Below are 11087 nucleotides of genomic sequence, written 5' to 3'. Positions count from 1 at the left end.
GCAAGGCCGGCGCCAGTGCCGCGGGCGCCAGGCAGGACGTGGCGGCCGCCAAGGGCAAGCCGCAGCACCAGACCAAGGCCGAGGCGCGGCTCGCCGCCGCCGAGGCCAAGCGCGAGGAGGCGCACGCCAGGCAGGAACTGGCCGCCAAGAAGCGCCACGACCGCCAGCTCGAGGCCGCCGCCAAGCGCCGCCCGGCCGGCGCCACCGCGAAGAAGCCCGACGATCCCGATGCCGACCTGCTGGCCGCGCTGGTGGCCCGCACCAAGCCGGCCGATCCGGGCGTGCCGCTGTCGGCCAAGCCGCGCAAGGAAAAGGCCGCGCCGGTGCAGAAGGTGGCCGCCGCCGATACCGGCTCGCTGGCCGCGCGCGTGAAGGAGTGCAGCCAGCGCGGCTTCTTCGAGGATCAACTCTGTCGCTGGCGCGTCTGCGACGGTCACTGGGGCAAGGATCCGTCCTGCCCGAGTTCGGCGAACCAGAACCGCCAACCCTGATTCCGACGAGATGCCGGCCCGCGCGCCGGCATTTTCATTTGCGCGATGCCGGGCGCGGTGCATTCCGGCTTCTCGCCGATCTCCTGCCGACCTTTCGTCGACCTCCGTCGATTCCGCGCCGGCCCCGCGCCGGTCTGCCGCCGGTCTGCCGCCGGCAGGCGCTTCGCCATCCTGAGCTTTCGACCCGCGCCGGATTGATTCGCGGTTCTCCCCGGGTTTCGCTATGCTTCGTTGCCGGCGACGTGTCGCCCGCGCCCACGTTTACGACGCGCTTTCGAGCGGGCGCCGGCCGGCTTTCGCTGTCGCGCCGACGCGACGCGATCGTGGCAGCCAGATGACGCGCCATCATGCTGACACGCGCATCGGCGAAACAGGAGGGCGGGCGCGCCGTGGGTGGCGGACGGTGCGCGGCAGGCGGCGGACAGGATAGGCAGGACAGTCGATGAAACCAGAAATGATCATTCCCACGTACGGCGCCGACATGAGCGGCATGGTCTGCGCGTTCCGCTTCGCGCCGGACGCGGCCGGGGTGCCCGTGGACGCGACCGAGACCAGCCTGCGCCTGCTGGACGTGCCCGTGAAGGGCGCCGCCCAGGGCGAGTTCCAGTGGCTGCATTTCAATCTCGCGCACGGCGCCAGCGAACGCTGGATGCGCGCCCATCTGGGCCTGCCCGAGAGCTTCTACGAATTCCTGCGCGAGGGCTCGCACTCGACCCGCATCGAGCAGCAGGAAGGCGTGCTGCGCGCGGTGGTCAACGACGTGATGTTCAGCCTCGACATGGAGGCGGCCGAGGTGGCGACGCTGTGGGTCTATGTCGATCGCCGCATGATGGTGACCGCGCGCCTGAAGCCGCTGCGCTCGGTCGACACGCTGCGCGAGTGCGTGCGCCAGGGCGAGCGCTTCCGCTCGCCGACCGAGCTGCTGATCCACCTGCTGCGCGACCAGGCCGACGTGATGCAGCACATCGTGCGGCGCGCGGCAGTCGACGTGGACCGCATCGAGGATCGCTTCCTCTCGCAGCGGCCCACCGCCAACCGCGAGCAGCTGGGTTCGATGCGCCGCAGCCTGACGCGGCTGCAGCGCATGCTCGCGCCCGAGCCGGGTTCGATCTTCCGGCTGCTGGCCAAGCCGCCCGCCTGGCTGCTCGGCGAGGACGTGCAGGAGCTGCGCGAATCGACCGAGGAGTTCTCGCTGGTGCTGGCCGACCTGGCCGGGCTGGTGGAGCGGATCAAGCTGCTGCAGGAAGAGATCACCTCGCGGCTCGACGAACAGAACAACCGCACGCTGTTCACGCTGACCCTGGTGACCGTGATCGCGCTGCCGATCAATATCGTGGCCGGTTTCTTCGGCATGAACGTGGGCGGCGTGCCGCTCGCCGAGAACAAGCACGGCTTCTGGCTGATGGTGCTGTTCGTCACCATGTTCACCGGCCTGGCCGCCTGGTGGGCGTTCTGGCGGCGCGGCGACCGCTGAGGCGGGCGCCGGGGTGAGTGCCCGGGTGAGTGTCGATGCCGCCGACGAGGCGGCGCACCGCGCGAGCGGCCGCCTTGCCTCACCTCACCGTGCCGCACTGCGCCGGCGGCGTCAGCGCAGCCAGCGGATCGCGGTTTCCCCCAGCACCATGCCGAGCAGCCCGATCAGCGCGATCAGCGGCGGCGCCGGCGAACGCACGTTCAGCACCCCGTAGAGCACACCCACGCCCAGCCCGACGCCGAGCGACACCGCGTAGTCGATCATCCTGGTTCTCCCCTTGCCCGTGGCCGGCGCGTTCACGGACGGATCAGCACGCGTTCGCGTGCGCCCGTCAATACCGCGCGATACGCGTCCTGCGCGTGGTCCAGCGCGTAGACGTGCTCGGCCGTGATCGGGAACGGCCGCAGCGTGCCGGTCTCGAAGGCGGGTGCCAGCTCGTCGAGGATGCGCGCGCAGGCCGTGCCGTCGAGCGCCAGCGAATCGACGCCGACAAAGGTGTGCTGGCCGCGGTAGAACGCGAAGATGTCGAAGGGCACGCTGCGCTCGATCGTGGAGATGAAGATCTGGCGCGCGCCGATCGCCATCGCCGCGTTGGCCGCCGCGAAATAGGGGCTGCCGACCGTGTTGTAGACGATGTCGGCGCCGCGCCCGCCGGTCATCTCGCGCACCGTGGCGGCGATGTCCTGGCTGGAGGCGTCGAGCACCGGCACCTCGGCGCTGGCATGGCCGCGATAGACGCCGGCGCTGCGCTCGACGCCGATCACGCGCGCGCCGCGCGCGGTGGCGAGCTGGATGCTTGCCTGCCCGACCTTGCCGTTCGCGCCGAACACCAGCACCACCTCGCCCGCCTGCGGCATGCCGGCCCGGCGCAGGCCCTCGTAGGCGGTGATGAAGGGCACGCCCACGCCGGCTGCCTCGTCGAGCGTCATCGAGGCGGGCTTGCGGCGCACCTGGGCCGCTTCCACCAGCATCTGCTGCGCATGCGAGCCGTCGCGACGGATTCCCAGTTCGCCGCCCGAACCCCAGACCGCCGCGCCGACCCAGTCGGCCGGGCCCAGGCGCACCACGCCGGCCCAGTCGCGGCCCGGCGTGCGCGGCCAGACCGCGTGCGGCATGTTGCCGAGCGCGGCCTTCACGTCGCTCGGGTTGACGCCGGCGGCGTGGATGTCGATCAGCATCTGGCCGTCGCCGACCACCGGCGAGAGGCTGTCTTGGATCGGCGCGAGCAGGGAATCGATGTCGCGGGCGGCGGTGTCGAGGACGATGCGTTGCATGGCGGAAACTCCTGTCAGTTGGGGCGATGACTGAATCGCTCAGTCGATGGATGCCAGTCTAGGCAGCCGCGATTGACGCGGAAATCCGCAAAGGCGCATCATCGCTTTGCGAAAAATGCAAAGCCAAACTGCCGCCTTCCATGGAATCGATCCTCTCCCCGCACCTGGCGCTGTTCGTCGACGTCGTCGAACTGCAGAGCTTCTCCGCTGCCGCGCGGCGCCACGACATGGCCGCCTCCTCGGTGGCGCGCCGCATCGACCAGCTCGAAGCCCAGCTCGGCCTGCGCGTGCTGCATCGGAGCACCCATGCGATGCGGCCGACCGAGGCCGGCCAGTTGCTCTACGAGCGCGCCAAGTCGCTGCTGGCCGGCATGCGCGGCCTGCAGGCCGAGCTGCACAAGCAGCGCGACGAGCCGGGCGGCCTGCTGCGCATCGACTGCCCGGCGCCGTTCGGCCGGCTGCACCTGATGCCGGCGCTGGCGGCCTTCATGCGGCGCCACCCGGCGATCGTGGTCGAGCTGGTGCTGACCGACAGCATGGTCGACCTGCCCGGCGAGCGGCTCGGCGCCGAGGTGGACCTGGCGCTGCGGATCGGGCCGGTGGCGGCGACCCGTTTCGTGGCCACCGTGCTCGCGCCGCAGCGCCGCGTGCTGTGCGCGAGCCCGGCCTATGTGGCCGCGCGCGGCGCGCCGCGCTCGCTCGATGAGCTGGCGCGCCACGACTGCCTGGCCTGGCACGGTTCGCCGCCGCCGGGCGCCTGGCGCTTCGGCGAGCACCGTCACGCACCCGACGCGCCGCGCTTTCGCAGCAATCATTCGGAAGCCCTGCTGGCGGCCGCGGTCGAGGGGCTCGGCATCGCCCATCTGCCGACCTGGCTGGCCGGCGTGGCGCTCGCCAACGGCGTGCTGGTGGCCCTCGAGGTCGGTGGCGCGGCGCCCGTGCTGGAGGACGCGACCATCCACCTGCTGCGCCAGCAATCGGGCGGCAGCGCGCGCACCCAGGTGTTGCTCGACTTCCTGCGCGACTGGTTCGCCGATCCGCCCTGGCAGCGCGTCGCGGCGGGGGGATGAGGGACGGACGGGCGGGGGCGGGCGAGCCGGCGCCGGAACTACGTCGCGGCATGGAGGTCCAGTCTGGATGCCGTTTCGATCGAAGGGAGGAGGGCGCCATGCAGCGTCGTGATGCGTTTCGTTGGCTGGCCGCCGGGGCGGCCTCGCTGCTGCTGGCCGGTTGCGCCACGCTGGGCCTGGATTCGCCGCGGATCGGCGTGGTCGGCCTGGAGCCGCTGCCGGGGCAGGGGCTGGAGATGCGCTTCAACCTGAAGCTGCGGGTGCAGAACCCCAACGACAGGCCGATCGACTACGACGGCATCGCCCTTTCGCTGGAACTGAACGGCCGCGCCTTCGCCAGCGGCGTGAGCGACGCGCGGGGCACGGTGCCGCGCTTCGGCGAGGCGGTGATCGCCGTGCCGATCACCGTCACCGCCTTCGCGGCCGCGCGCCAGGCTTTCGGCTTCGCCGACGCGGCGGCTTCGGGGCAGGTGCCCTACCGGTTGAGCGGCAAGCTCTCCTCGGGCATGCTCGGCGGCGTGCGCTTCAGCGATGCCGGTTCCCTGAGCCTGCCGGCGATGTCGGGCTACGGCGCTTATTGAATGCGAGCCGAGCGGGTCTCGAGCGCGAGCCGGGCGCAAGCCGCGCCGCGCCCGATCCCGGCGTGCCGCGAGCCGAACCGGGGCCGCGCCGGCCGCCGTTGTCACACCGCCGTGCTTGGGCCATCCGGCGCGGCGGGGGATAATCCGGGCTGCCGCGAACCGGTCCCGCCCGGTTCGTGCCCGTTTTCCCCGCTTTCGCCCGAGTTGCCGTGACCGATTACCCGCCCCTCCACTTCATCGATGCAAACGGCGCCGAGCGCGCGCTGCGCTGGCGTTCCGAGGCCGGTGCGCCGCCGCCCAGACGCGTCGTGGCGGCCGACGACACGACCACGGCGGACGCCGCCTACCGGCTCGCCTGCGAGGGCACCGCGCTGGTCTGGCAGGGCGACTTCCAGAACGCGCGCCAGTTGCTGCAGGCGCTGGCACGCCGCATCGACCGCCGCCACAAGAAGGCGCCCGAATCCTCGGTGGACGCCTTCAACCTGCATCGCCTCGCCCAATCGCAGCGCGCCCGCACGCTGGGCATGCTGCTGATCCCGCTGGAAGCCGATTACCAGATCGCGCTGCGCCGCGCGCCCGACCTGCGCGAGGCCTGCAGCGAGGCCTACGGGGCCGGCGGCGAGCCTTCGGTCGCCTCGCTGCGCGAGCTGCTGGGCCTGGTCGGCGCGCACGAGTGGCGCAAGAAGGGCGTCGAGATCCCGGCCCTGGGCGCGCGCATCCATCCGCATTACGGGGTGTTCTCGCCGGTGCGCGGCGAGTACGTCGAGCTGGTCGCGCGCGCGCCGCTGCCGGCCGGTGCCGCCGCGCTCGCCTTCGATATCGGTACCGGCACCGGCGTGCTCGCGGCCCTGCTCGCGCAGCGCGGCGTGGCGCGCGTGATCGCCACCGACCAGGACCCGCGCGCGCTGGCCTGCGCCGCCGAGAACCTCGAACGGCTCGGCCGCGACCGGCAGGTCGAGCTGCTGAGGGCCGACCTGTTCCCGCCGGGCCGCGCGCCGCTGGTGGTCTGCAATCCGCCCTGGGTGCCGGCGCGGCCCAGCTCGCCGATCGAGTACGCTGTCTACGATCCCGACAGCCGCATGCTGAAGGGCTTCCTGGCTGGCCTGGCCGCCCATCTCGAGCCGGGCGGCGAGGGCTGGCTGATCCTCTCGGATTTCGCCGAGCACCTGGGCCTGCGCACGCGCGAGGCGCTGCTGGGCTGGATCGACGCGGCGGGGCTGGCGGTGCTGGGCCGCGACGACATCAAGCCGGTCCATCCCAAGGCCGGCGACGCCAGCGACCCGCTGCACCGGGCCCGCTCGGCCGAGATCACCTCGCTCTGGCGGCTCGGCGCGGGCGGCTGAGGCCGGCCTTCGGGCAAGTCGCGCGAATTTCGGTAAACTGCCGCCATTCCACCCGCATTCCTGCCGATGTCGCGCCGGTTTCACCGGTGCGGCCCCGGCCGTTCCCGCCCCATGTCGAACAAGACCTACGAAGTCCGTCCCGAGCAATCGGTCGAGCTGCTCAAGGAGCTGCACATCCTGACGCGCGACGGCAAGATGAACCAGGACAGCCGCCGCAAGCTCAAGCAGGTCTACCACCTGTACCAGTTCATCGAGCCGCTGCTGGAGAGCGTCGCCGCCGAGCGCGGCGGCGTGAGCCTGGTCGACCACGGCGCCGGCAAGTCCTATCTGGGCTTCATCCTCTACGACCTGTTCTTCAAGTCGCGCCCGGCGGCCGGCTCGCATATCTACGGCATCGAGACGCGCGAGGAACTGGTCGAGCGCTCCACCGCGCTGGCCGCGCGGCTCGGTTTCGGCGGGATGTCCTTCGAGACGCTGTCGGTGGCCGAGTCGATCGACTCGCCCAGGCTGCCGGCCAGCATCGACGTGGTGACGGCCCTGCATGCCTGCGATACCGCCACCGACGACGCGATCCGCTTCGCGCTCGCCAAGGAGGCGCGCCATATCGTGCTGGTGCCCTGCTGCCAGGCCGAGGTGGCCGGCGTGCTGCGCCGGAACAAGGGCAAGTCGCTGTCCAGCGCGCTGGCCGAGGTGTGGCGCCATCCCATCCACACGCGCGAGTTCGGCAGCCAGATCACCAATGTGCTGCGCTGCCTGCAACTGGAGGCGCATGGCTACCAGGTCAGCGTCACCGAGCTGGTCGGCTGGGAGCATTCGATGAAGAACGAGCTGATCATCGCGCAGTACAAGAACCTGCCGCGCCGCAAGCCCAGCGAGCGCCTCGACGAGATCCTCGGGATGTTCGGCCTGGCCGAGCTGAACCAGCGTTTCTTCGCGCCGCGAGCCGGCGAGGCCGCCAGCGCCTCAGTCGGCACCTCAGTCGCTAACTGAGCCGGCAACCGAGCCAGGCCTGCCGGGCCGCGCTCAGTTGCCCGCTTCGGGGCGCCCGTCCTGGCCGTCCTCCGTCATCCATTCCCGCCAGCCCGCGTGGCCGAGCCGCCGCAGCGTGGCCTGGTTGCGCTCGTAGATCTCGGCCGCGTCCGGGAAGGCCTCGACCGCGCGATCGATGCTGGCCTCGCGCAGCAGGTGCAGGATCGGATAGGGCGCGCGATTCGTGTAGTTCTCGATGTCCTCGGGCTCGCTGCCGTCGAACTGGTAGCGCGGGTGGAAGCTCGCGACCTGCAGCATGCCGTCGAGCCGCAGTTGCTGCAGCAACTGGTCGGCGAAGTGGATCGCGTCGCTGAAGTCGGCGAACTCGGCGAAGGCGAACGGGAAGATCACCAGGGTGGTGTCGATCGCCTCGGGGTCGGCCTCGGCGAGCGCGCGCAGCTCGGTCTCCAGGTCGGCGAAGGCATCCTCGAAGCGGCTCGCCCGGCTGAGCGCGTAACGCACCTGGCCCTTGACGTGCACGCTCTTGGCGAACGGGCACAGGTTCAGCCCGATCACGGCGCGCGTGAGCCAGTGGCGCGTGGCGGCGAGGATCTCGGCTTCGGATGGATTCATGGTCGGGGACGGTGGCGAGGCGGGGGCTGGCATTGTAGCGGGGCGGGCAGGGAGGGCGGTGGGGGCAGGGAGAGCGGTGAGGACGATGCGCGTGACGCGGGGCGGGCAGGGCGCGGCCGATCGTGCCGCGGCTCCCCCCGCTCCCCCCGCGCCGGCGGCCCTCAGGCGCAGGCCGCCTCGATCATCATCCGCACCACGCGCGGCGCGGCGCCGATCGGGCTGTCCTTGCCGCGATAGGTCTGGCTGGCCGCGTAGATGCCCTCGATCACCAGCGCGATGCCCTCGGCCAGCACGCGCGGCTCGCGCGCGCCGGCACCCTGCGCGAGCGCCAGCAGCCGGCGCATCAGCTCGGCCTTGTTGTCGGCCACCGAGGCGCGCGCGGCATGGTTCGGATCGGGAAACTCGACGGCCACGTTGATGAACGGGCAGCCGCGGTAATCGGGCGCCGCGGCGCGCACCGCCAGCTCGTCGACGTACTTCAGCAACTGGGCCTTCGGATCGTCGGGCAGGCGCCGCGCGTCCTCGTCGAAGCGATCGAAATAGTGCTCGTTCTTGCGCTCGAGATAGGCCAGCACCAGCTCGTCCTTCGAGGCGAACTGTCGATACAGGCTCATCTTGTTGACGCCGGCCTGCTCGACCACGGCATCCACGCCGACGGCCCGCACGCCTTCCCGGTAGAACAGCGTCTCGGCCGCGTCGAGCAGCTGGGCATGGGCGGTCGCGCCGGCCGTCGGCGAACGGCGCGAGGCGCTGGCGGATTTGGCGGAAGCTGCGCTCATGAACAATAACCTCGATTGATGCGGGTGAATTGAATTCGACGCTTGACATGTTACCGAGCGGTAACTACGATCGCAAGCTCTTGTGACTGAGCGGTAACGCCGCGGTCGCACCGTCAACGGGGTCAGAAAGCCGGCATGCTTCGCTCAGCCTGGCGCGGCCGCAACTGGAGTGGTTGGGATGAACTGGATTGCAGCGAGCGCTCGCGGGCGCTTCCATTACGGCTGGGTGGCGGCCGCGGTGGTGTTCCTGATCCTGCTCGCCGCGGCCGGCACGCGCGCCACGCCGAGCGTGCTGATGGTGCCGCTCGGCAACGAATTCGGCTGGAGCCGCGCCACGGTCTCGCTGGCGATCTCGATCAATATCGCGCTCTATGGCCTGACCGGGCCGTTCGCGGCGGCCGCGATGCAGCGCTTCGGCCTGCGTCCCACCATCCTCACCGCGCTGGTGGTGATGGGCACGGGCGTGGCCCTGTCGTCGATGATGACGGCCACCTGGCAGATGGTGCTGATCTGGGGCGTGATGGTCGGCAGCGCCACCGGCGTGGCCGCGCTGACGCTGTCGGCGACCTTCGTGAACCGCTGGTTCGTGGCGCGCCGCGGACTGGTGATGGGCATGCTGACGGCCAGCTCGGCCACCGGCCAGATGGTGTTCCTGCCGATGCTGGCCTCGATCTCCGAGCATCACGGCTGGCGCCCGGTGGTGCTGGTGGTGGCGGTGGCGCTGGCGATCGTGGTGCCGCTGGTGATCTTCCTGCTGCCGGAGCGGCCCGCCGACGTGCAGCTGCGCCCCTACGGCGAACCCGAGGATGCGCCGCGCGCGGCCGAGGCGGCCCGGCAGAACCCGCTCGCCACCGCCTTCGAGGCGCTGTTCAGCGCCGCGCGCCGTCGCGACTTCTGGCTGCTGTTCTTCAGCTTCTTCATCTGCGGCGCCAGCACCAACGGCTATATCGGCTCGCACCTGATCGCGATGTGCAGCGACTACGGCATGAGCGAGGTGCAGGGTGCCTCGCTGCTGGCGGCGATGGGCATCTTCGACCTGATCGGCACCACCGCCTCGGGCTGGCTGTCGGATCGCTACGACAGCCGGGTGCTGCTGTTCTGGTACTACGGGCTGCGCGGGCTGTCGCTGATCTACCTGCCGCACGCCTTCGGCATCGACTTCTTCGGCCTGCCGGTGTTCGCGGTGTTCTACGGCCTCGACTGGATCGCCACCGTGCCGCCCACCGTGCGCCTGGCCACCGACATCTGGGGCAAGGAGCGCGCGCCGATCGTGTTCGGCTGGATCGTCGCGGGCCACCAGCTCGGCGCGGCCTTCGCCACGCTCGGCGCCGGCCTGCTGCGCGCGAGCCTGGGCACCTACACGCTGGCCTCGATGATCTCGGGCGGGCTGTGCATCGTCGGCGCGCTGATCGTGCTGCGCATCGGACGCGGCCGCACGCGCAGCGTGCCGCAGGCGGCCTGAGGCAGGGACGGCGCGCGGGCAGGCCGGGAGCGGGGGCTCCGCGAGCGGGCCCGCGCGAGCAAGACGCGAGGCACGGCTCGCCAAGCCTTGCGCCGCCTGCCTTTTCAGCCCGCGACGCGGCGCTGCCGCCCTCGCGCCCAGGCTGATTTGCAATCCCGAACCCCGACATACGCATCCGGCAGCGAACGGGTATCCTTGCGGTTCTCCGGGGCTTGTGCCCTTTTTCGACTATGAGGAACCGCATGTCCGTCAAACCTGCACCCACCGCTGTGTCGATCCACGAACTGATCGCGGGGCGCTGGAGCCCGCGTGCCTATTCGAACCAGCCGATCAGCGGCGAGCACCTGCATGCGCTGCTGGAGGCCGCGCGCTGGGCGCCGTCGGCCTACAACGCGCAGCCCTGGCGCTTCGTGGTGTTCGATCGCACGCGCGACGAGGCCGCCTTCAAGAAGGCCTTCGCCACGCTGGTGCCGTTCAACCAGGCCTGGAACGCGCCGGCCCCGGTGCTGATCGCGGTGACCTCGCACACCCTGACCTCGAAGGGCGAGCCGAGCACCACCGCGCTCTACGACGCGGGCGCGGCGGCGATGGCGCTGGTGCTGCAGGCCCATGCGCTGGGCCTGGCCGCGCACCAGATGAGCGGCTTCGATCCGAAGGCGTTCCGCGAGGCCTTCGCGGTGCCGGCCGACGTCGAGATCATCGCGATGATCTCGGTCGGCCACTACGGCGATGCCGACAAGCTCGACCCGGTGCTGCGCGATCGCGAGCGCGCGCCGCGCACGCGTAACGCGATTGGCGAGATCGCCTACCAGGGCGGCTGGAAGGTGCCGTTCGCGGGAGCCTGAGGCACCCGAGCTCCTGCGGCGACTGGTAGCCCGCCCCGCCTCGCGGGCGAGCCGGGCCGCGCCGCCGCAACCGGCCAGGACGCGCGCCGCGCCGTCATCACGACGGGCGGCGCGCGTTTTTCATGGTGCCGCGCGATGGCATCGCCGGGCGGCCGCGCCCACGGCC

At 71.3% G+C, this 11087-nt stretch carries 11 protein-coding genes and 1 pseudogene; 8 read left to right on the top strand and 4 right to left on the bottom strand.

Translation table 11 applies throughout. The features are described 5' to 3' along the window. Both F3J10_RS31290 and F3J10_RS31285 read left to right on the top strand, forming a co-directional pair. Positions 1–491 (top strand): annotated as a pseudogene (locus F3J10_RS31290) (phage tail protein); the annotation flags it as partial. Between the two features lie 442 nt (positions 492–933). Then, entirely contained in the window at positions 934–1965 is a 1032-nt protein-coding gene (locus F3J10_RS31285) for a transporter (protein ID WP_017921682.1), read from the top strand. 111 nt (positions 1966–2076) lie between these two features. Here the strand turns inward: F3J10_RS31285 and F3J10_RS31280 are convergent, their stop codons facing one another. Both F3J10_RS31280 and F3J10_RS31275 read right to left on the bottom strand, forming a co-directional pair. Further along, positions 2077–2229: a DUF1427 family protein gene (locus F3J10_RS31280; RefSeq protein WP_166916172.1), complete on the bottom strand. Its 153-nt coding sequence runs from the start codon at positions 2227–2229 to the stop codon at positions 2077–2079. Between the two features lie 32 nt (positions 2230–2261). Then, positions 2262–3239, bottom strand: a complete 978-nt coding sequence (locus F3J10_RS31275; RefSeq protein WP_167243723.1) for a zinc-binding alcohol dehydrogenase family protein — start codon at positions 3237–3239, stop codon at positions 2262–2264. Between the two features lie 140 nt (positions 3240–3379). On the opposite strand from F3J10_RS31275, the gene F3J10_RS31270 reads away from it, so the two are divergent. The 4 genes from F3J10_RS31270 to F3J10_RS31255 all read left to right on the top strand — a co-directional run bounded on the left by F3J10_RS31270 (position 3380) and on the right by F3J10_RS31255 (position 7223). Next, complete coding sequence (locus tag F3J10_RS31270; protein WP_025100888.1) at positions 3380–4309, top strand: LysR family transcriptional regulator; 930 nt, start codon at positions 3380–3382, stop codon at positions 4307–4309. A 98-nt stretch (positions 4310–4407) separates the two neighbouring features. Further along, a complete protein-coding gene (locus F3J10_RS31265; RefSeq protein WP_017921200.1) occupies positions 4408–4890 on the top strand; it encodes an LEA type 2 family protein in 483 nt (160 codons plus the stop codon). A 209-nt stretch (positions 4891–5099) separates the two neighbouring features. Next, positions 5100–6233 carry a class I SAM-dependent methyltransferase gene (locus F3J10_RS31260; RefSeq protein ID WP_167243722.1) on the top strand — a complete coding sequence of 378 codons (1134 nt, stop codon included), beginning with the start codon at positions 5100–5102 and terminating at the stop codon, positions 6231–6233. A 111-nt stretch (positions 6234–6344) separates the two neighbouring features. Next, positions 6345–7223 (top strand): SAM-dependent methyltransferase, encoded by an 879-nt coding sequence (locus tag F3J10_RS31255; RefSeq protein ID WP_025100891.1) that lies wholly within the window; start codon positions 6345–6347, stop codon positions 7221–7223. 33 nt (positions 7224–7256) lie between these two features. On the opposite strand, the gene F3J10_RS31250 is transcribed toward F3J10_RS31255, so the two are convergent. Then, positions 7257–7835: a DUF1415 domain-containing protein gene (locus F3J10_RS31250; protein WP_025100892.1), complete on the bottom strand. Its 579-nt coding sequence runs from the start codon at positions 7833–7835 to the stop codon at positions 7257–7259. 161 nt (positions 7836–7996) lie between these two features. Continuing rightward, positions 7997–8614, bottom strand: coding sequence for a TetR/AcrR family transcriptional regulator (locus F3J10_RS31245; RefSeq protein ID WP_167243721.1), 618 nt, complete (start codon positions 8612–8614; stop codon positions 7997–7999). 178 nt (positions 8615–8792) lie between these two features. Here F3J10_RS31245 and F3J10_RS31240 point away from each other — a divergent pair, with 178 nt between their 5' ends. Both F3J10_RS31240 and F3J10_RS31235 read left to right on the top strand, forming a co-directional pair. Then, positions 8793–10076 (top strand): MFS transporter, encoded by a 1284-nt coding sequence (locus tag F3J10_RS31240; RefSeq protein WP_166916180.1) that lies wholly within the window; start codon positions 8793–8795, stop codon positions 10074–10076. Positions 10077–10318: 242 nt separating this feature from the next. After that, entirely contained in the window at positions 10319–10921 is a 603-nt protein-coding gene (locus F3J10_RS31235; protein ID WP_017921196.1) for a nitroreductase family protein, read from the top strand. Positions 10922–11087 lie beyond the last annotated feature (166 nt).

The organism is Burkholderia sp. Cy-637 (genome assembly GCF_011753175.1).
GTDB classification, from domain to species: domain Bacteria; phylum Pseudomonadota; class Gammaproteobacteria; order Burkholderiales; family Burkholderiaceae; genus Burkholderia; species Burkholderia gladioli.
This window is presented reverse-complemented; position numbering and strand designations above follow the sequence as displayed.

Coding starts and splice junctions, on each gene's coding strand:
- F3J10_RS31285 (WP_017921682.1), top strand. CDS start 934: ATGAAACCAGAAATGATCATTCCCACGTACGGCGCCGACATGAGCGGC.
- F3J10_RS31280 (WP_166916172.1), bottom strand. CDS start 2,229: ATGATCGACTACGCGGTGTCGCTCGGCGTCGGGCTGGGCGTGGGTGTG.
- F3J10_RS31275 (WP_167243723.1), bottom strand. CDS start 3,239: ATGCAACGCATCGTCCTCGACACCGCCGCCCGCGACATCGATTCCCTG.
- F3J10_RS31270 (WP_025100888.1), top strand. CDS start 3,380: ATGGAATCGATCCTCTCCCCGCACCTGGCGCTGTTCGTCGACGTCGTC.
- F3J10_RS31265 (WP_017921200.1), top strand. CDS start 4,408: ATGCAGCGTCGTGATGCGTTTCGTTGGCTGGCCGCCGGGGCGGCCTCG.
- F3J10_RS31255 (WP_025100891.1), top strand. CDS start 6,345: ATGTCGAACAAGACCTACGAAGTCCGTCCCGAGCAATCGGTCGAGCTG.
- F3J10_RS31250 (WP_025100892.1), bottom strand. CDS start 7,835: ATGAATCCATCCGAAGCCGAGATCCTCGCCGCCACGCGCCACTGGCTC.
- F3J10_RS31245 (WP_167243721.1), bottom strand. CDS start 8,614: ATGAGCGCAGCTTCCGCCAAATCCGCCAGCGCCTCGCGCCGTTCGCCG.
- F3J10_RS31240 (WP_166916180.1), top strand. CDS start 8,793: ATGAACTGGATTGCAGCGAGCGCTCGCGGGCGCTTCCATTACGGCTGG.
- F3J10_RS31235 (WP_017921196.1), top strand. CDS start 10,319: ATGTCCGTCAAACCTGCACCCACCGCTGTGTCGATCCACGAACTGATC.